At 33.4% G+C, this 21,250-nt stretch carries 18 protein-coding genes; 14 read left to right on the forward strand and 4 right to left on the reverse strand.

The genetic code is table 11. The features are described 5' to 3' along the window. Positions 1-7 precede the first annotated feature (7 nt). The 3 genes from ACQKCJ_RS20490 (at position 8) to ACQKCJ_RS20500 (ending at position 1,896) form a co-directional block, all read left to right on the forward strand. Positions 8-559 (forward strand): hypothetical protein, encoded by a 552-nt coding sequence (locus ACQKCJ_RS20490; protein ID WP_271337515.1) that lies wholly within the window; start codon positions 8-10, stop codon positions 557-559. Positions 560-623: 64 nt separating this feature from the next. Next, on the forward strand, positions 624-1,298 hold the full coding sequence (locus ACQKCJ_RS20495) for a hypothetical protein (protein WP_427402837.1): 675 nt from the start codon (positions 624-626) through the stop codon (positions 1,296-1,298). A 40-nt stretch (positions 1,299-1,338) separates the two neighbouring features. Next, positions 1,339-1,896, forward strand: a complete 558-nt coding sequence (locus tag ACQKCJ_RS20500) for a hypothetical protein (protein WP_427402838.1) — start codon at positions 1,339-1,341, stop codon at positions 1,894-1,896. A 31-nt stretch (positions 1,897-1,927) separates the two neighbouring features. Here the strand turns inward: ACQKCJ_RS20500 and ACQKCJ_RS20505 are convergent, their stop codons facing one another. Together ACQKCJ_RS20505 and ACQKCJ_RS20510 are read right to left on the reverse strand one after the other, a co-directional pair. Beyond that, positions 1,928-2,281 carry a hypothetical protein gene (locus ACQKCJ_RS20505; RefSeq protein WP_427402839.1) on the reverse strand — a complete coding sequence of 118 codons (354 nt, stop codon included), beginning with the start codon at positions 2,279-2,281 and terminating at the stop codon, positions 1,928-1,930. A 40-nt stretch (positions 2,282-2,321) separates the two neighbouring features. After that, positions 2,322-3,347 (reverse strand): LacI family DNA-binding transcriptional regulator, encoded by a 1,026-nt coding sequence (locus ACQKCJ_RS20510; RefSeq protein ID WP_271337519.1) that lies wholly within the window; start codon positions 3,345-3,347, stop codon positions 2,322-2,324. Positions 3,348-3,510: 163 nt separating this feature from the next. Between ACQKCJ_RS20510 and ACQKCJ_RS20515 the strand changes: the two genes are divergently transcribed. From ACQKCJ_RS20515 to ACQKCJ_RS20525, 3 genes are all read left to right on the forward strand, one after another. Further along, the gene (locus ACQKCJ_RS20515) at positions 3,511-6,150 is read left to right on the forward strand and encodes a TonB-dependent receptor (RefSeq protein WP_427402840.1); all 2,640 of its coding nucleotides are present in this window, start codon (positions 3,511-3,513) and stop codon (positions 6,148-6,150) included. A gap of 292 nt (positions 6,151-6,442) precedes the next feature. Further along, positions 6,443-7,663: an MFS transporter gene (locus ACQKCJ_RS20520; protein ID WP_271337521.1), complete on the forward strand. Its 1,221-nt coding sequence runs from the start codon at positions 6,443-6,445 to the stop codon at positions 7,661-7,663. Further along, complete coding sequence (locus ACQKCJ_RS20525) at positions 7,653-9,518, forward strand: trehalase family glycosidase (RefSeq protein WP_427402841.1); 1,866 nt, start codon at positions 7,653-7,655, stop codon at positions 9,516-9,518. Before ACQKCJ_RS20520 ends, ACQKCJ_RS20525 begins: the two co-directional genes overlap by 11 nt. A gap of 454 nt (positions 9,519-9,972) precedes the next feature. Here the strand turns inward: ACQKCJ_RS20525 and ACQKCJ_RS20530 are convergent, their stop codons facing one another. Beyond that, on the reverse strand, positions 9,973-10,947 hold the full coding sequence (locus ACQKCJ_RS20530; protein ID WP_271337523.1) for a polyprenyl synthetase family protein: 975 nt from the start codon (positions 10,945-10,947) through the stop codon (positions 9,973-9,975). A gap of 268 nt (positions 10,948-11,215) precedes the next feature. On the opposite strand from ACQKCJ_RS20530, the gene ACQKCJ_RS20535 reads away from it, so the two are divergent. The 5 genes from ACQKCJ_RS20535 (at position 11,216) to ACQKCJ_RS20555 (ending at position 18,113) form a co-directional block, all read left to right on the forward strand. Next, positions 11,216-11,737 (forward strand): YceI family protein, encoded by a 522-nt coding sequence (locus tag ACQKCJ_RS20535; protein ID WP_271337524.1) that lies wholly within the window; start codon positions 11,216-11,218, stop codon positions 11,735-11,737. 107 nt (positions 11,738-11,844) lie between these two features. After that, the gene (locus ACQKCJ_RS20540; protein WP_271337525.1) at positions 11,845-12,450 is read left to right on the forward strand and encodes a TetR/AcrR family transcriptional regulator; all 606 of its coding nucleotides are present in this window, start codon (positions 11,845-11,847) and stop codon (positions 12,448-12,450) included. Positions 12,451-12,453: 3 nt separating this feature from the next. Next, a complete protein-coding gene (locus ACQKCJ_RS20545) occupies positions 12,454-13,788 on the forward strand; it encodes a TolC family protein (RefSeq protein WP_427402842.1) in 1,335 nt (444 codons plus the stop codon). A gap of 9 nt (positions 13,789-13,797) precedes the next feature. Continuing rightward, on the forward strand, positions 13,798-14,865 hold the full coding sequence (locus ACQKCJ_RS20550) for an efflux RND transporter periplasmic adaptor subunit (protein WP_271337527.1): 1,068 nt from the start codon (positions 13,798-13,800) through the stop codon (positions 14,863-14,865). Positions 14,866-14,936: 71 nt separating this feature from the next. Beyond that, entirely contained in the window at positions 14,937-18,113 is a 3,177-nt protein-coding gene (locus ACQKCJ_RS20555) for an efflux RND transporter permease subunit (protein ID WP_271337528.1), read from the forward strand. Positions 18,114-18,270: 157 nt separating this feature from the next. Here the strand turns inward: ACQKCJ_RS20555 and ACQKCJ_RS20560 are convergent, their stop codons facing one another. Continuing rightward, positions 18,271-18,708: a retropepsin-like aspartic protease gene (locus tag ACQKCJ_RS20560; protein ID WP_271337529.1), complete on the reverse strand. Its 438-nt coding sequence runs from the start codon at positions 18,706-18,708 to the stop codon at positions 18,271-18,273. A 327-nt stretch (positions 18,709-19,035) separates the two neighbouring features. On the opposite strand from ACQKCJ_RS20560, the gene ACQKCJ_RS20565 reads away from it, so the two are divergent. The 3 genes from ACQKCJ_RS20565 to ACQKCJ_RS20575 all read left to right on the forward strand — a co-directional run. Then, on the forward strand, positions 19,036-19,620 hold the full coding sequence (locus tag ACQKCJ_RS20565) for an RNA polymerase sigma factor (RefSeq protein WP_427402843.1): 585 nt from the start codon (positions 19,036-19,038) through the stop codon (positions 19,618-19,620). Positions 19,621-19,622: 2 nt separating this feature from the next. Next, positions 19,623-20,345, forward strand: a complete 723-nt coding sequence (locus ACQKCJ_RS20570) for a CDC27 family protein (RefSeq protein ID WP_427402844.1) — start codon at positions 19,623-19,625, stop codon at positions 20,343-20,345. A 204-nt stretch (positions 20,346-20,549) separates the two neighbouring features. After that, positions 20,550-21,250 (forward strand): hypothetical protein (locus ACQKCJ_RS20575; RefSeq protein WP_427402845.1); only part of this gene is annotated, 701 nt, incomplete at its 3' end.

Here is a 21,250-nt window from a genome sequence, read left to right on the forward strand (position 1 = left end):
CTCAACTATGAATTATAATCAAATTTCAATCGTTTTTAAACCATTTTTTGTGATTTTGGTAGTCTTGTTTTCAAGTTCTGCAATTTCGCAGCAAAAGTACATTATTGACAACAGTAATCATTTTTGGGAAAGAGTTCAATTTGGAGGTGGGCTTGGTGTAGGAATTGGCTCCGGATACACAGATATTTCTGTAATGCCAAGTGCGATTTATAACGTAAACGAAATTGTAGCGGTTGGTGTCGGGCTACAGTTTGGTTACCTGTCCTCTAAAAGTTATTACAACTCTTTTGTTTATGGAGGGAGTCTGGTGGGACTTATAAATCCGATTCCGGAAATACAATTATCAGCAGAGTTAGAGCAGGTGAGAGTAAATACAGATTATAACTCTACGCCATACAGGCCTTCATATTCTGATAATTATTGGAATACCTCCTTATATCTTGGTGCAGGTTACAGAACCGGAAACGTTACCATTGGTGCAAAATATGATGTTTTGTACAATCCTAATAAAAGTCTTTACGGATCTGGTTTTATGCCTTTTGTGAGGGTATATTTTTAGAGTTGCTAAGGTTCTGAGGTGCTAAGATGCTAAGTTTTCGAATGGATAAAAGAAAATATAAGTTATGAATGATAAGATCTATTATACTTCTAATGAGCTTTTAGAAATATTCAAAGAACAGCATAGACTTTCAGGCCAATTTGATTTTATGGTTGATGGAACTTTTGTTTTAACAAAGGATACATTAATACGCGAATGGCGTGAAGCTCAGGATTTATTACCTTGGAATGAATTAACTAAATTTTTAAATCAAGAATTTAGAATTGATGTGCCAATAAAAAGTTGGGATACAGTCTTCAATCCGGATGACAAAAAAACTTTAGGTGATCTTTGTGATTTTTTATCAACTGTCGCTGAAAAAGAAATTGTCAAACCAATCAAAATTTTGGGTTCAGAATGTTTAACATTCTCTGTTTTTCAAACCTTAAAACGAAATTTAAAAATTAAAGGTGTAGATGTTGTAAGTTTAAAACCGTCGACAAGAATCGAAGATTTTTTGGTTATTAATGATAATTTTTCTCCTCTATTAGAAGAAGTAACATTAACAGGGGTGAAAGTTTTTGATAAATTCGATGTAAAAGTAGAAACAGAAAGATGTTTACATCATTGGTTAGACAGAATATTTCCAAACTGGAAATATGAAAGCACTATCAGTACTGGAGATATTGAAACATTTCGAGACTTGGTTAATAAAATAGTTGAAAATAAAAAACTAGGAACGGGTATTGTCGAAATTTAATATTTCAGATTGAAGACATTAAGTTTTAAATCCAAAAAAAGTGAGAAAATATATTTTTGTACTTATTGTCATTGTAATTTCGAGTTGTAACAATTCTAATAAAGTAGAAGTTGCATCCAAAAAGGTTTTAAAGAAAGAATTAAGACCTTTTTTTGATTCGGATAAAATTGATCATTATTATTTGAATTTTTCTGAGGAGGATTTTTCGAAACTTATTAGGAAAGATATTAATACTGAAAAAGAAACAGAATTCATAACTTTATTTGTGCATCATTTTCCGGATACTATTCCAAAAGAAAATTTCGAGAAGATTCTATTAAAGCATAATTATAAAAAATCAGACTTAACTATTAAACAGCAAAAAGACATTCAAAATGTTTTTAGCGAAAAAGATTCGTCACCAGATGCTTATGCTTCTTGTGCTGCAGAGTATCATGATATTTTTATTTTTAAAAAGAAAGAAAAAACAGTTGGTATAGCAAAAATTTGTTTTAAATGCGGTCGTTTTCAAATTACTGGAAGTAAATTAGATACTAATGGATTTGGTGGTGAATTAGATAAATTACAAAAAATTGTAAGATCAAATCAAAAACCTTAGCATCTCAGAACCTTAGCAACTTAGTACCTTTTTACTTGTAATAATTCCTAAACCAAACTTTTTGCCACTCTCTTTTTAAAATCAAAAAAGAAACCTGTTCAGACAGGATCACCAAATCAGAACCATCCAGTTTTTTAATTTCTTCTTCAGATACATCAATGATATAAAGGAGATTCAGGTATTCAGCAAATTTGTACTGAATCATTCTGTATATTTTTTCGTGAAGCTGAATTTTTAATTCTTCAGGAGAAACACTTAGTGGGAAATCAATTCCTTCATTGGCTAAATTAAAGTCTTTATTAATTTGTTCAATCAGGCTCAGATATAAATTTTCTTTTTCGGCATCAGCCAATAAAAAATCGGTATTTTCAGGAATCGGAAACATTGATGCTTTTTAAGATTGAGGCAAAGTTAAAACTAAAAAATCATTTAACTGTTGATTCTCGTTCAATGATTCTTGTAGGAAGTTCAATAATTTGATGCGTTACGGGACGATGTTCTTTTATGTCGACAATTTCATCAATTAAAAGCGAAACCGCCTGATGTCCCATTTCGAATCCGGGCTGATCTATCGTAGTTAATTTAGGAGAAATAACGGTACTCATAAACCAATTGCTAAAACCAAAAACAGCTACTTGTTCCGGTGTTTTTATTCCGGCTTCATTAAAGTATTTAATAATCCCGATAGCAACTAAATCTGTAATGGCAAAAATGGCATCGATATCCGGATTTTCGGTCATTATTTTTTGGGCATTTTCGTATCCGTCTTCAAAATCAGTATTATTGTCGCAAACATAAACTAGTTTCGAATCGTACTCAATTCCGTGCGCTTCGAGCGCTCTTTTATATCCTAAAAAGCGATCGATAGAATTCTGCGGAACATACGAACCTCTAAAATGGGCAATCCTTTTATATCCTTTATTAATAAGGTAAGTAACGGCATCATACGCCGCTTTTGCATCATTAATAACGACTTTCGAACAATCTACCCTTTTGGCAATTTTATCAAATAAAACAACAGGCGTTTTTTTTCGGATCGCTTCATTAATATGAGTGAAATCGTCAGTCTCATTCGAGAGCGACATTAAAACCCCATCAACTCGTTTTTGAATTAATAAAGCAAGCTGTTTTTTCTCTAGTTCGTATTTTTCATTCGATTGTAATATAATGACCAGATATCCTCTTTTTTCGGCTTCTTCAAGAATTCCATTTAATACACTTGAAAAAAAATGATGAACGGTGGCCGGAATAATAACACCAATTGTTTTGGTTTCATTAGTTCGAAGATTTACCGCAACAGAATTTGGCATGTAGTTCATGGTTTCTGCCATTTCAATCACTCTGGCGCGCGTAGCTTTACTAATATCTGTATATCCTTTTAAGGCTTTTGAAACCGTAGTAACCGAAATTCCTAATGCCGAGGCTATATCTATTAATTTTGTGTCATTCATGAAATAAAAGTACTAAAAATAAACTGCATTGATAAGTTTTTAAGTTCCGAAAACGTTTTAGGTCTTTTCGAAAACGTTTTCGATTTTAATTTTCTATATTCCTTATAATTAGTTATTAAGTTTGACAGTGATAACCATAATTACAAACTAACCAAACAAAAAAATGAAAAAGCTACACCAGTATTTAGGTACATTACTTTTAATGTTTTGCCTATTTTTTTTACCAAATAATGGGTTTGCCCAAAATACCAATATAGTTTCAGGAAAAGTGCTCGACGATAGCGGAGTAACTGTTCCCGGAGCAAATGTATCGATTAAGGAAACAGGAAAAAGTACTGTTACAAATGAAAACGGAGAATATTCTTTCTCGAATGTTACAGCCGGAACTTATACCATTATTGCGACGAATGTGGGATATAAAACCTTCGAGAAAAAAATTGCAATAAAAGAAGGAGAATCTCTGGAGGTAAATTTACTTCTTGAAGGAGAATCACAAAGCTTAAAAGAAGTTGTTGTGACAGGATCATCAACGCCAAGATCTAAACTGGAATCCAGTGTTGCAATTACAACAATGGGAGCAAAAGCAATCGAAGACAGAGCGCCATCTAGCACGGCAGCTTTATTGCAGTCAATTCCGGGATTTGTTGTTGAAGCATCCGGAGGAGAAATAGGAAATAATCTTTTTGCAAGAGGAATTCCGTCTGCGGGAGCTTATGAATATGTACAAATTCAGGAAGACGGATTGCCGGTTTTTGAAGATGGGGCTTTGCAATTTGCTAACGCCGATACTTTTTACAGACTAGACGAAACGGTAAGTAAAATGGAAGCCGTTCGTGGAGGTTCTGCATCTATTTTTGCCAATAATGCTCCTGGAGGAATTATCAATTTTATTTCTAAAACAGGTCAGAATGAATTTAAAGGAAGAGCAAAATTCACTACTTCAGATTACGGAATGTTCAGAACTGATCTTAATTTGTCAGGAGCTTTGATTCAGGAAAAATTATTCTTTAATGTTGGAGGTTTTTACAGAGCTGATAATGGGGTAAGAAATACTGGTTTTACAGCAAATAAGGGAGGTCAGATAAAAGGAAATATTACTTATAAATTTGATGATGACGATTATTTAAGAATTAACTTTAAACATCTGGACGATAGAAATGCCTTTTATTTACCAATTCCGCTAAAAAGTAATAACGGTAAAATTGAAGGAATTCCTGGATTTAATCCAAATTATGGAACGTTGACTTCAGTAAATTTAAGCCGTTTGAATGTGCCTCAATATGGTGGCGGAACTTTTAGTGCTGATTTAGAAAATGGTTCTCATCCCGTTATTAATTCAATTGGAGCGGAATTCAAAAAGAAAATTTCAGAGAAAGTAACTTTCAAAAATTCTTTCAAAAACACCAATATCGATTTGGATTATAATGCTATTTTTCCAAATGGAGGTCCGTGGACACAAGATGCTTATGCAACAAGTGTTCAAAATACAACGGCAAGTAATCTGACTTATTCTTATGTAGATAACGGACAAAAGCTGGATCCAAACGCTTTGATCATGAGAGCTGATCTTTGGCATATCGAGAAAAAGATGAACAATTTTGCGAATAATTTGTCTTTCAATTTTGATTTAGATCCTGTAAAATTAACTGCCGGTTATTATTATTCTAATTGGAAATCAAGCCAATACTGGAATTGGAATTCTTATTTAGTTGGAGTTTCAGACAATCCAAGATTATTAAACGTAAAAGACAATACGACCGGAGTAGATCATACCTGGAACGGTGTGGAAAGAATTACTTGGTTAGAAAGAGATGCGGAAACCAAAGGTCTTTTGAATGATATTTATGCTGATGCAGAAATTAAAGTGACAGATAATTTGATTTTCAACGCTGGTTTAAGATACAACAAAGACAAATATTCAGGTTATAGAGACAACGCTAGATTTTTTGCTGAGAATTTAGGAATTTTAGACAACAATACGGCTGATGATGCGGTGACAACAGTAAAAGGAAATCCGTACACATATTGGAGATATGATGTGAGCGAATGGTCGTATACTGCGGCGGCGAATTATAAATTCAATGACAAAATGGCTTCATATGCCCGTTACAGTCACGGTTTTAGATCGCCAATCGAAGAGTCTTTTTATGATAATGCAGCTGATTTAAGCAAACTTCAAAATACTGAAGTAAATCAAATCGAATTAGGATATAAATATGCCAGTTCATTTTTCTCTGTAAACGCGAATTTATTTCACATGGGATTGAAAAACGTAGCTTTTACTGATATTTTATCTGACGGAAGTTCTGAAAATAAATTTGCTGATGTAAATAATATTGGTCTTGAAGTAGAAACTAATGCGAGATATAGTATTGTAAAACTGAACTTTACATTTACCGTTCAAAAACCGGAATACGATAATTTTACAGGTACAAATGCCGATGGTTCTGCTTTTAATTTCAACGGAAATACAGCTCGTAGAATCCCTAAGTTTTTCTGTAACCTAAGACCGGAAGTAGATATTACAAAAGATCTTACCGCATATGTTCAGTTCTCTTATTATGATAAAAAATTTACGAATCAGGATAACAAACAAGTTTTGCCAGCTTACAAAGAAGTAGGAGCAGGATTAAATTATACCTATAATAATCTTCGTTTTGCAGTAGATGCTTCGAACTTATTCAACGAAATTGGTTTGACAGAAGGAGATCCAAGACAAACAACATCTGCAGCAAGCGATGTGTTTATGGCGAGACCTATTTTAGGACGTGCTTTTAGATTTTCGGTAGCAATTAATTTCTAAATTTATATATACGGTAACGTAGAGGCGCACAGCAGTGCGTCTCCGCACCATAACCACAAAGTAATTATTTTTTAAACACATAGAAACATAGATTTTACAAACTCAAAAAGGCATTTCATTTATTTAAAATTCATCCTGCGGTTTCGGAACTATGTGAAAGAAATGTATTTCTTTTTGCATTCTTTTTTAAACTATATAATCTATGTTTCTATGTGTTAAATAAATTTTAGTCATTGCATAATATCCATTTACAGCAGCGTGCATAATATGCATTAAAAACAAATCCGGAAAAATGAAAAACCTAGGAATCAAAATCTCTCTTTATCTCAATTATTTTGTCTTTGCTATTTTATTAAATAGTGTAGGCATTGTGATTTTAAAATCGCAGAAAAATTACGGGGTAGATGAAGTTCAGGCCAGTATTCTGGAAGCTTTTAAAGACATGCCTATTGCTATTGTATCTTTTTTTATAGCCTCTTTTTTACCAAGAATAGGCTATAGAAAATCGATGCTTATAGGTTTGGCATTGGTTACTTTGGCTTGTATTTCTATGTATTTTGGAAACTCTTTTGACAATGCCAAGGTTCTTTTTGCAACCGTTGGAGTTTCATTTGCCTTAATCAAAGTTTCTGTTTATTCACTGATAGGAACCGTGACCGAAACCAAGAAAGATCACAATGCTTTAATGAGCAGTATCGAAGGTTTTTTTATGGTGGGGATTGCATTGGCTTATTTTTTATTTCCGGCTTTTAATAACGAAAACGATCCTAATTCATGGTTGAACGTATATTGGTTCTTGGCAGCATTATCATTCCTGTCATTTCTGTTTTTATTTTTTGTAAAATTCAAAGAACCCGAGGTTTCAGCAGGAGCAAATCTCAAAGATGATTTCATGCAAATGTTCAGATTAATGGCAAAATTGCTTACCGTTATTTTTGTTATTAGTGTCTTCTTGTTTGTCATGATCGAACAGGGAATCCTTTCCTGGCTGCCAACATTCAATACAAAAGTGCTTCATTTACCGGAGAATATCAGTATTATGATGGCCAGTATTTTGGCTATTTCATTGGCTATCGGAAGAATGATTGCAGGAATTGTGACAAAAAAAATAAATTGGATCTGGGTATTAAGTTTCTGTATCTTTTCTGCCATGCTGATTGTCGTTTTTGTACTTCCAAAAACAGTCGGGTTAGAAGTTAAGACTATCAATACACTTTCAGATATCCCATTAATTGGTTTTGCATTCCCATTAATCGGATTGTTTATTGCGCCCATTTATCCTTTATTGAATTCGATTGTACTAAGTGCTTTACCAAAGAATCTACAAAGTTCAATGACCGGATTAATTGTAATTTTCTCTGCGCTTGGTGGCACATTAGGCTCCAGGATAACAGGCTGGCTGTTTAAAAATGAAGGGCCGGAAAAAGCCTTTTACTTTACTTTAATTCCAATGTCTTTATTATTAATATCCTTTTTTATTCTCAAAAAAATAACTGCAAAAGATGAAATTTAAATTACATATAACCCAAACGATCGAAAAATTATTAGCTCAGGAAGATACTGATGGCGATAAAAAAATAACCATTGATGATAATGGTCCAAAAAAGTTTTTACTGAATGATGAAAACGGAAATTCGGCGCTGATTGAAGGTACTTATCAGCTTTCTAATTTATTGCAGGAATTGGCTTTGGCTAAAAAAAACAAGACAGAATTTGCTGAAATTGCACTGGATCAAATTACAGAAGATCCGGTAAAAAGAATCTCAGGAAAAATAAAAAATCTGTATTGGAAAGGTTTGACCCGAACTATTGATGCCGATGGGGTGAAGAAAATTCTGGAAGATAATAAGATCGAAAATGAATTGGCTTATTTATACGTGCCTTTTGGAGATGAAATAGTTTTCGATTATTTCAAGAAATTAGAAGCCGTAACTCCAAAGTTGAAAGTGGTGCAGATGCCTAAAAATATTTCGCCGGAATATGTTTTATCTCTCAATAAAAAACCGGGGATTTTGGCATTGGCACTTCAAATTAAAAACAATGAAATTTCAGGCGTTCCGTTTGTAGTTCCAGGCGGAAGATTCAACGAAATGTACGGTTGGGACAGTTATTTTATTGCCAAAGGACTTTTGATAGATGATAAAACAGAACTTGCTTTAGGTATTGCTGAAAATTTTAAATACCAGATTGATCATTACGGAAAAATACTAAATGCGAACCGTAGTTATTATTTGACCCGTACACAACCACCGCTTTATACATCACTAATTAGAGATGTTTTAGAAAAGTCGAATCCTGATATTTTCTGGATCGAAAGACATTTAAAAACGGCTATAAAAGAATACCACACCGTTTGGATGGAAGAAGGGAAACGTCTTACAGCAAATGGATTAAATCGTTATAAAGCTGAAGGAATTGGACTTCCGTTTGAGGTTGAAGAAGGGCATTTTGATGATATTCTGGAGCAATATGCACCAAAGTATAATTTGTCTACTCGCGAATTTGAAAAGAAATATCTCGAAAGAGAAGTGGTTGATGAGGAGCTTGATAAGTACTTTATACACGATCGCAGCATGCGCGAAAGTGGTCACGACACTACGAATCGATTAGTAGGTATTTGTGCCAATTTAAATACTGTTGCCATCAATAGTTTGCTTTATAAATATGAAACTGATATTGCGTTTCTGATTGAAAAATACTTTAAAAATGAATTTCAATATTTTGAGGATAAATCTTTCTCCAGTGAATATTGGCTTTCGAAAGCGGCTTCGAGAAAAGAAAAAATCAACAAACTGTGTTGGAATGAGGAATCCGGCTGTTATCTCGACTACGATTTTGTAAACGAAAAACAGCATTTATTTGAGGCAGCTCCAACATTTTATCCGCTTTGGGCAAAAATAAGTACGCAGGAACAAGCAGAAATTCTGGTCAAAAAAACACTGCCAAGATTTAAAATGAAAGGAGGAATTGCAGGCTGTACCAAAGAATCAATTGCTGATGTTGACGAAAATGCACCAATCAGACAATGGGATTATCCGTTTGGCTGGGCACCGCATCAAATGCTTTTATGGGAAGGTTTACTCAATTATAATTTTAATGAAGAAGCACAGGAAATGGTCTATCGCTGGCTTTGGCTGATTACCAGAAATGCGGTTGATTATAACGGAACCATTCCGGAGAAGTTTGATCTATCGATAAGTTCACACAAAATTCTGGCAGAATACGGAAACGTAGGAACTGAGTTTGATTATATCACCGAAGAAGGTTTTGGCTGGATGAACGCTTCTTATCAATACGGATTAACGATTTTAGAAGATAATCTAAAACAAAAATTATCAGATTTAGTTGATCCTGATGATTTGTTTTAATTAGCCTTCGACTCCGTTCAGGATGACACTAGTGATGTCTGGCTGAGCGGAGTCGAAGCCCTTTTTTGAGTGTCGAAAATGACACACCTAACAGGTTTTTAAAACCTGTTAGGTGTACTATGCGCAAAAAAAACAGCCACAGATTAAAGGATTTCAAGGATTAAATCAGTGGAAATCTTTTAATCTGTGGTTTAGATTTTATTTGTATTTAAGTTCTGTGCCAAACCTAATAGGTTTACTATGCGCAAAAAAACAGCCACAGATTAAAGGATTTCAAGGATTTAATCTGTGAAAATCTTTTAATCTGTGGCTTAAATTTTAGTTGTATTTAAGTTCTGTGTCAAACCTAACAGGTTTTAAAAACCTGTCGGGTTTATTTTTTTATAAGCCTTCGACTTCGCTCAGGATGACACTGGTGATGTCTGGCTGAGCGGAGTCGAAACCCTTTTGAAAACTAAACCTTTCTTCCCATCAAGTTCTCACCAAAAGTCCTTAAAATATCTTTCTTTTCTGAATTAATATCCATTTTTTCTAAGGTTTCAAAAGCTTTAAAAGTATACATTTCTATAGCATCCTGAGTAGCTTTTGAAGCTCCTGATTCATTAAAAATTGCTTTTGCCGTTTCTATTTTAGCGGTATTGTCTTCTAATTGTAAACTGAATAATTTTTCTAATTCTAAAGCTTTTTCAGCTGATGAAAATTCGCGTGCTTTTAGGTATAAATAAGTTTTTTTATTGACCATAATATCACCGCCAACTTGTTTTCCGAAGGTTTCCGGATCTCCAAAAGCATCCAGATAATCATCCTGAAGCTGGAAAGCCAATCCTAAGTTTAATCCGAAATCATAAATAAAATCAGCTTCTTTTTCAGTAGTTTTCGCTACAATTGCACCCATTTTCATGGCTGCGGCAACTAATACGGCTGTTTTATATTCGATCATTTTAAGATATTCAGGAATCGTAACGTCGTTTCTTTTTTCGAAATCAACATCCCATTGTTGTCCTTCGCAAACTTCAAGTGCGGTTTTGCTGAACAATTTTGCTAAATCCCTAAAAACGGTTGGTTCGTATTGTTCAAAATACTGATAAGCCAGAATCAGCATCGCATCTCCGGAAAGAATCCCAGTATTGAGATCCCATTTTTCATGCACAGTTTCCTGTCCTCTTCGCAAAGGCGCATCATCCATAATATCATCGTGAACCAATGAGAAATTATGAAAAACTTCCACAGCCATTGCGGCAGGAAGTGCTACTTTATAATCAGTATCAAAAACTTCTGAAGCCATTAAAGTAAGTACCGGACGCATGCGTTTTCCGCCAAGACTTAAAATGTATTTAATAGGGTCGTAGAGGTTTTTAGGCTCTTTGCTGATGCTTTGGGTTTCTAAATAATTAATAAAAAAATCCTGGTATTGGCTGATATCGTGCATAAAATATAATCTGAATTGCGAGGCTCAAAGATACGATTCATTATGAATTATTTCTTTCTTAAAATTTTAAATGCGGGTTTCTCCTTAAAATCCGCTTAAAATCTATTAATTATCAGGTTCTTAAAATTATTTAAAAAAAACTTGGAAACTTTCTTGGTGTTTAGAGTTTCCTTTCTATATTTGCACCTTTAATTGGAAACTTGAAACACTGTGAGAGTTTCCGTAATAGGTTTTGGGTAATTTATTAACTCAGTAAAATCAAATATTTATGAAAACAACATGGACCTTAGATTCTAGCCAATCAGATGTTTTAATTAAAATGAGACATTCGATAATTGCCTATATGGGAGGAACTACCAATAAATTTGATGGTTATGTGAATATTGAAAACAATGAAATTGAAGATGCTTCGGTTGAGTTCTCATTAGACATCAATAATAAAAAAGATAGTTTTCAACAAATCGACACATATTTACAGCTTCAGGACTTTTTTGATGTAAATGAACATCCGATTATTAGTTTTAAATCGACTTCTTTTCAAAAAGTAAATAACAATATCAATTTCTTCAAAGGAGATTTAACGATAAAAGATGTGACTCGGGTAGTAGAACTTGATGCTGAATTTATTGGCGTTAATAACTACAATGGCGAGAGAAAAGTTGCTTTTGAGATCAAAGGCGATATTAAACGTCAGGATTTTGGATTAGATTATAATTCGTTCAATCATAACGGAGGTTTGGCATTAGGAAAAGATATTAAGCTGATTGCCAATTTAGAATTCAGTATATAATCTAATTATAATGAGTAAATTAATGTAAAATTATTACAAATATCATGGAAACTATTTTTCTGATTTTAGTTTCCTGAGTATATTTGCAATATAATTTGAAAGTTAAAATGAAAGAGAAAATTATATCAAAAGCAAGTGAATTATTTTTAAAACTTGGTTTTAAGAGTGTTACGATGGATGATATCGCAGGCGAAATGTGTATTTCTAAAAAAACGATTTATAAATACTTCTGTAATAAAGAAGTTTTGATCGAAGAAAGTACCTCGACAGTTCATAAGCAAGTACATGAAGTTATTGATTCTGTGGTTGCTAAAAACTATAATGCAATTCATGAGAATTTTGAAATTAGAGAAATGTTTCGCGATATGTTTAAAAATGCAGCAGATACTTCACCTCTTTATCAGCTCAAAAAGCATTATCCTGAAATTTATCAAAATTTAATGACACATGAAATAGATCAGTGTAACCATTATTTTAAAGATAATATCCTAAAAGGGATCACCGAAGGTTTGTACAGACCGGATTTGAATATAGATTTATATGTGAAATTCTATTATACATTGATTTTTCATATAAATGCAACTACAGTCTCAGAAAGAGAAGCGCAAAAAATAGAATTAGAAGCGTTGGAATACCACACCAGAGCTATGGCAACTGAAAAAGGAATACTGGAATTAGAAAAACAACTTAAAAAATTACCATTTAATCATTAATCTATGAAACGAATAATTCTTATATTTTTGTGTTCAATTGGCTTGTCTGCCAACGCACAAGTCAAAAGACTAACCCTGAAAGATGCTCTTATATACGCGCTTGAAAACAAAGCCGATGCAAAAAAGGCAAGATTACAGGTTGAAAATAGTGAGTACAAAATTCAGGAAGTACGTTCCAGAGCATTACCACAAATTTCTGCAAACGGAAACTTAACTCACAACCCAATCATTCAGACAACAGTTATTGATGGAGCAGGATTTGGTCAGCCGGGAACTACGATTCAGGCGGCATTTGGTCAAAAATGGACTTCAAACGCAGGAGTTTCATTAACGCAGACTATATTTGATCAATCTGTGTTTACAGGATTAAGAGCAGCGAGATCTACTCGTGAATTTTATCAAATAAACGATCAGTTGACAGAAGAGCAAGTAATTGAGAGAGTTGCAAATAACTATTATTCAGTTTATGTGCAGCGCGAAAGATTAGTTTTATTAGATAGTAATTATGTAAATACTACTAAAGTTCGTGACATCGTAAAGGGACAATTTGATAATGGTCTGGCTAAAAAAATTGATTTAGACCGTATTGTTGTAAAAATGTCAAACATTGATACAGAACGTCAGCAAATTAAAAATCAAATTACATTACAGGAAAATGCTTTGAAGTTTTATATGGGAATGCCTATTGAAACTGTAATTGAGATTCCTAAAGAAGAATTTGAAGTTGTGCCTGCTGCCTTGACAGAAGTTCCTAATACAGAAAACAGAACAGAATATTTGTTATTGAAAAAACAGGAAGAGCTTTTAGTATACAATAAAAAAGCAGTTGAAGCAGGATATTATCCAACACTTTCATTGACTGCTGGTTACAATTTTATTGGTCAGGGTCCACAAATGCCTTGGTTTGCAAAACCTTCAGATGGAGTATATTGGTCAGATTACTCAGCAATTGGATTAAATCTACACGTACCAATTTTTACAGGATTCGGAACTCGTGCAAAAGTAAGACAAGCTGATGTAGAAATCAGATCCCTTCAGGAAGACATGAAAGACACTAAACTTTCTCTTGATTTAGATTATAGAAATGCAATGGCTGATATAGATAATAATCTTATCACTATTAATAATCAAAAAGAAAACATGCGCTTAGCTACAGAAATCCTAAGCGACACAAAAAACAATTATCTTCAGGGATTAGCATCATTAACAGATTTACTGGATGCTGAAAATGCATCACTTGAAGCTCAAAATAACTTTACCAGAGCAGTCTTAAATTACAAAATTGCCGAAGTAGCATTAATCAAATCAAAAGGCGAACTTAAAACTCTTATTAAATAACTAAAAAAAATGAAGAAAACTATTATAACAATCGTAATCATAATTGCAGCGCTGGGTGTGATTGGATATGTCTTAAATAAGAATAAGAAAGAGAATAAAGAAAAAACAGATATCGTAGCAGAGAAAAATGCTGCAGTATCAGTAAAAGTAGCTTCTGTAAAAACAGAAGAAGTTTCGCTGGATTTCGTTGCAAACGGAAATTTTGAACCAATTCAACAATTGACTTTCTCTGCTGAAAAATCAGGAAAAGTAATTAGTGTTTTGGCAAAAGAAGGTGATTATGTAAGAGTAGGTCAGACTTTATTAACAGTGAGAGGTGATGTGATTAATGTAAGTGCACAACAAGCACAAGCAGTATATCAAAATGCAAAATCAGATTACAGCCGTTACGAAAATGCTTTTAAAACCGGTGGTGTGACTAAGCAACAATTAGATCAGGCAAAATTAGCATTAACAAATGCTGAGTCTAACCTAAAACAAGCAAATATTAATGTTGGCGATACTAAAGTAAAAGCGCCAATAAACGGATTTATCAATAAAAAATACATTGAGCCGGGATCTATTTTAGCAGCAACGCCTGCAACTGCATTGTTTGATATCGTAAATGTTTCTAAATTAAAATTAGTAGTTACAGTAAACGAAAATCAGGTAGCAAGTTTAAAAGTAGGAGACCATGTTAATGTAACTGCAAGTGTTTATCCTGATAAAACTTTCTCTGGAAAAATTACTTTTATTGCTGCAAAAGCGGATGAATCTTTAAACTTCCCGGTTGAAATTGAAATTACAAATAACATCAATAACGACCTTAAAGCGGGTATGTACGGAACGGCAAACTTTGGTTCTAAACAACAAAAACAGCAGATGATGGTTGTACCACGTAATGCTTTTGTAGGAAGTGTGAGCAGCAACGAAATTTTTGTAGTTGAAAAAGGTATTGCAAAATTAAGAAAAGTAACTGCCGGAAGAATTTTAGGAGATAGAGTTGAAGTTATCAATGGATTATCTGACGGAGAAACTGTAGTTACTACTGGTCAAATTAATTTACAAGACGGTAATACAGTAGAAATTATTAAATAATTTAAAGCATTAAGCTATACGCCATAAGCATTAAGCTTATTGCCTAAAGCCTACAGCCTAAAGCAAAAAATATGAAATTAGCCGAAATATCCATAAAACGTCCGTCGTTAGTAATTGTATTGTTTACAATTCTAACACTTGGTGGATTGTTTAGCTACAGCCAGTTAGGCTATGAGCTGATCCCGAAATTTGAACAAAACGTTATTACGATTTCTACTGTTTATCCCGGAGCTTCTCCAAGTGAGGTAGAAAATACAATTACCAAAAAAATGGAAGATGCGATTGCATCATTGGAAAACATTAAGAAAATTGATTCCAAATCCTATGAAAGTTTGTCTGTTGTATCTATCTCTTTGACTTCAACAGCTAATGTTGATGTCTCGATGAATGATGCTCAGCGAAAAATTAATGCCATTATTAGTGATTTACCGGACGATGCCAAAACGCCATCGCTAAGTAAATTTTCTTTGAGTGATTTGCCAATTATGACTATTGGAGCCAATGGAAAAATGGATGAGGCTGCTTTTTATGACTTAATTGATAAAAAGATTGCTCCCGTTTTATCTCGTGTTCCCGGTGTGGCACAAGTAGATATTATTGGTGGTCAGGAACGTGAAATTCAAGTAAACCTGGATGCATTAAAAATGCAGGGTTACGGGCTTTCTATTCCAGAAGTACAACAAAATATTTTGACTTCGAACTTAGATTTCCCAACGGGAAATATTCAGACTCGTGATCAGAAAATATTAATTCGTTTAGCGGGTAAATATAAAAATGTTGAAGAATTAAGAAACTTAGTAGTTTCATCTAAAGGCGGAATTCAAATCCGTTTACGAGATATTGCAGATGTACAAGATGATCAAAAAATTGCTGAAAAAATTTCGAGAGTAAATCAAAAAAGTGCGATTATTTTACAAGTAATTAAACAATCTGACGCTAATGCGGTTGCTGTAAGTGAGCAGTTGATTCAAAGTATTAAAAATCTGGAAAAAGATTATAAAACTAATGATTTAAAGTTAGAAATAGCCAAGGATAGTACCGTTTATACCTTAGAAGCTGCAGATTCTGTAATTCACGATTTATTGATTGCGGTAGTTTTAGTTGCTTTTGTAATGTTGTTTTTCCTTCATAGTATTCGTAACTCATTGATTGTAATGGTTTCGATTCCTGCTTCGTTAATTGCTACATTTATTGGGATTTATCTTTTAGGATATACCTTAAACTTAATGAGTTTATTAGGATTATCTCTTGTGGTTGGTATTCTGGTCGATGATGCCATTGTAGTATTGGAGAATATTTACAGACACATGGAAATGGGTAAAAGCCGAATTCGTGCCTCTTATGACGGTACAGCCGAAATTGGTGGAACAGTAACTTCGATTACTTTGGTAATTGTCGTAGTGTTCTTGCCTATTGCAATGAGTTCTGGTTTGGTTTCGAACATTATCACACAGTTTTGTGTAACGGTAATTATTTCTACTTTATTCTCACTTTTAGCATCGTTTACAATTATTCCCTGGTTGTCTTCTCGTTTTGGAAAATTAGAACACATTGAAGGAAAGAATGCATTTGGGAGAGTAATTCTTGGTTTCGAAAAATTATTAACTCGTTTTACTGATTGGGTTACTACATTGTTAAACTGGTGTTTAGATCATTACTTCAAAACTATTATAATTGTTTTACTATTGTTTTTCGGTACTATAATTCCGTTGTTTGGAGGAGGATTTATTGGAGGAGAATTTTTTGCCAAATCAGATAGTGGGGAGTTTTTAGTTCAAATAGAGATGCCGAAAGACGCCTCGTTGGAACAAACCAACTTTATGACACAAAAAGCAGAAGCGTATTTGAAAGGTGAAAAATATGTGTTTAGCCAAATTACAACTGTAGGACAAACTTCAGAAGGAATGGGTGCGGCACAAGCGACAGCTTATAAGGCAGAGATTAACGTAAAAATGATTGATCAATCAGAACGAACAGATGATGCTTCGGTTTATGCTGCGAAAATAAAACGTAAATTAGAAAAAGTATTGGTTGGAGCCAAAGTAAAAACGGTTCCGGTTGGTATTTTAGGAACAGCTGAAAATGCTACTTTGGGATTAGTTGTAACTGGTCCATCTGTAGAAAGCGCTATGAAATTTGCCAAATTAGCAGAAGCTGAATTACGCAAAATACCTGGAACAACAGAGATTAAATTGACTGTTGAAGATGGAAATCCTGAAGTTAACGTACAAGTAGACCGTGATAAAATGGCTGCATTAGGATTAACACTTCAAACAGTGGGTATGACCATGCAAACTGCTTTTAGTGGAAATACGGATGGAAAGTTCAGAGCTGGCGAATACGAATACGATATCAATATCAAGTATAATGCTTTTGATAGAAAAAACATTACCGATGTTAGTAATTTAATATTTATTAATAATGCGGGGCAACAAATTAAATTGTCTCAATTTGCTTCAATTACTGAAGGTTCTGGTCCTAGCCAATTAGAGCGTAGAGATAAATCTGCTTCTGTAACTGTTCAAGGACAAAACGTTGGGGTTCCTTCAGGAACAATTGTAACACAATGGCAAGCGAGATTAGATAAACTTAAAAAACCAGTAGGAGTAAACTATATCTGGGGTGGAGATCAGGAAAACCAAAGTGAAGGTTTTGGTACTTTAGGAATCGCTTTATTAGCTGCTATTATATTAGTTTACCTGGTAATGGTAGGTCTTTATGACAGTTTCGTTCACCCGTTTGTAGTATTATTTGCTATTCCGCTTTCATTTATTGGAGCTTTATTAGCCCTGGCTTTAACTAATAACACACTGAACATCTTTACCATTTTGGGTATTATTATGTTGATTGGTCTGGTGTGTAAGAACGCGATCATGCTTGTCGATTATACCAATCAGCGAAGAGCAGCGGGGGAGAGCATTAGAAATGCACTAATCCAGGCGAATCACGCTCGTTTACGTCCAATTTTGATGACTACAATTGCGATGGTATTTGGTATGTTCCCAATTGCTTTAGCATCTGGTGCAGGAGCTGAATGGAAAAATGGTTTGGCTTGGGTAATTATAGGTGGATTGATTTCATCTTTATTCCTAACCTTAGTTGTGGTTCCCGTTATTTATCTTATTATGGAAAAAATAATTGCCAGATTATCTAAAGGAGAAAAAATCGATTACGAAGCTGAAATGTTTGCTGATTATACGCCAACAGAAGTTAGTGAAGATGGTTTTAATCCTAAACATACGCACTAAAATTTTAAATCTTAATATTAAAATTCCAAATTCCAATGTTGGAATTGGTAAAAATAAAAATCCCAAATTTCTTAATTGAAATTTGGGATTTTTTATTGAACCAGAAACCACTTTAAGATTTGGAATTTGGAATTTTAAAATTTGGAATTTATAAGTATTATTTCAGGTACAAATAATGATTGTAATAATCTATAATTGCTTTCCCTTCAAGTAAAACATCTGCCCCAATAATACCGTGAACAGGTTTTGCCTTGTAAGCTTGTAAAGCTTCATTTACATGTGAAAGATCAAAAATAACCAAACCAAAATCAATGTTTTTCCAACTGCCAAGTTGTAGATTATTGTGTGTCGAAATTTGTGTTTTCATACCAGTTCCTCCGGCTCCGGAAGCTTTGGTTTTTGATTTTTTTGCGTTTAATTCAAAACGTTCGATGCTTTCAAATCCTACACAGGAATTAGATGCTCCTGTATCTAAAATAAAATTACCAGAAACGCCGTTGATTTTGGCTTTTATCAGAAGATGTTGTGTTTTGGTAACTTTGAATTTTATTTTCCTGTATTTCTCTTTCTTGAGAATTTCGTGAAGATTTTCCATTTTCGATAGTGATTGAAAACCAAAAATAAACCAATTACAGTCAATAAACTAATTCCTGTAAAAGATATAATTCGTCGATTTTTATTAGAGAAAAGTTGAATTATAATATATAAATGAGAACGAATTGCAAATTCTATGAATGACAAAATTGGTAACGATCTGTTTTAATTCGTTTCATCTGTGGCTATTTTTTATGATAACCTAAATCATATTTTTGAATGCTAAAAGACTTCTGTTGCATTATATTGGCTTGATATGTTAATTGTTACCTATGAATGTGAAGTTTATTTACAATTGTTTTCTAAATTAGCTACAAAAAGTTTTTTTATGGGCCAAAATAAGATTCATCCTGATCAAATGTACATTGAAGGACTTGCTGCAAATGACTCAGCAATCATTCAGACAATTTACAAAAAGTACGTTCCAAAAGTGGTAATGTTCATTATGAATAATTCAGGAGATAAAGAACATGCGCAGGAGGTGGTTCAGGAAATCATGATTTTACTTTTTAATCAGGCCAAAGCAAATGCACTGCAACTGACTTGCCCGTTTGATGCCTACTTTTTTTTATTGTGTAAAAGAAAATGGTTGAACGAGCTCAAAAAAACATCGAACAAAGAAGTCGCAATCAATGAAGATATTTTATCTATGAATGAATCTGCACTTCAACTGATTACAAACACAGAAGAATTTGATGAAAATCAGCAGCTTTTTGACACTATGTTCCAGAAATTAGGAGATAAGTGTCAGGAGTTATTGAGGCTGAATTTTACCACTAAAAAGACTGAAGAAGTGGTTAAAAAGGCTAGTGGTACTTATGATAGTGCCCGAAAAAAAGAACTGTTATGTGTGGGGCAATTAATGCAATGGATTCACGAAGCCAAAAAAATTAAATCGCTAAAAAATAATTAGCCATGAACGAAGAACGCTATATATTATTCGATCAATATCTTCAGGGAGAAATGACTGAGGAGGAAAAAAATAATTTTGAAAAACAATTGTCTGAAGATCATGAATTGTCCTCAGAATTTGAAACGTTTAAAGAAGTGCAGCTCCGACTTACAACTAAATTTGAACACGACGAAGAAAGAGAAGCGTTTAAAACGAATCTAACAACAATTTCAGAAAAACATTTTAATAATAGTAAACCAAAAGTTGTTTTAATGCGTCCTTGGTATTATGCAGCGGCGGCATCTGTAATTATTTTATTTGGATTGTTCTTTTTTGATTATAACAACCCAACTTTTGCTGATTATGATAATCCTGAAACGGCCGCATTTGTAGAAAGAGGCGATACAAATGAAAACTTAAAAGAAGCTCAGGCGGCATTTAATGATGGGAAATACGCAACAGCAATTCCGCATTTTGAAGCAATTTTAAAAGAAAATAAAACACCCGAAATTCAATATTTTTATGGGATTTCTTTATTAGAAGAAAGTAAATATCCAAAAGCCGAAGCTGTTTTTAATGAGTTAAGATCAGGAACATCTGTTTATAAAGAAAAAGCAACATGGAGTCTTGCCTTGTCTAAATTGAAACAAAAGAAGTACAAAGAATGTAGAGAAATCCTGGAAACCATTTCGCAGGATTATGAAAACTATGACGATGTTGAGAAGCTTCTCGATGAGTTAGATTAAATTTGGGATTTCACCACACACACACACACACACAAAAAAAAATTCACAAAACACACAAAGAATTACACAGAGATTCTCAAGAGGTAAAATACTTTGCGAATTTTTTGAGCTAAGGACCTTTGTCAAAGTTCGAAACCAAGAGTGTAAGGAACTTTTGTAAAAAACTATTATTTTTATTTTCTGTATTTATAAATCTATCAGAAAATGCAAATCAGAACAGAAGTAAAAGAAATATTAAATTATATTTCAGAAGATCAACTTGATTTTTTTGCTCAGCAAACTATGGTTGACTGGAATGCTAAAAAACTAAAAGGCAAGGAATTATTTAAACTTTGTGTTTTTGGAGTCTTAAATGAAAATAGAGCCAGCTCTAGAGTATTTGAGAATTTTTATGAGAATCATTTTTTTTGTAAATATGCTCAAATTCCCAAAGATAAAAGTGTAAGTCACAGCAGTATTGCAGAGAGAATAGGAAAAATAAACGTTGAGTATTTCGAAAAACTTTATCAGCACACCGTTACTGTTTTTCAGGATAAACTCAATGATAAAGATAAGATCAAATTAAGTTTGTATGATTCCACAATTACAAGCTTATCTGCTTCTTTGTTAAGTTTCGGGATGCGAAATGGGCAGAAAAACAAAAAAGGAGAACAGGGCAAAAATAGTATAAAATTTACAATTGGTTTTAATGAATTGCCCTTTAATGTAAAGTTTCACAAGGATCAAAAAATGATTAGTGAAGATTTGGCTTTGGGCAATATTCTAGAAGAGCACATAGCCAACAAAAAAGATATTGCCGTTTTTGATCGTGGAATGAAGAATAGAAAAACAATGGTTGATCTCTCTACTGATGATAAATATTTTGTAACCCGAATTTATAAATCATCTAAATATGAAGTAGAGAA

The organism is Flavobacterium sp. NPDC079362 (assembly GCF_050267765.1).
In the GTDB taxonomy this organism is placed as follows: Bacteria; Bacteroidota; Bacteroidia; order Flavobacteriales; family Flavobacteriaceae; genus Flavobacterium; species Flavobacterium azizsancarii.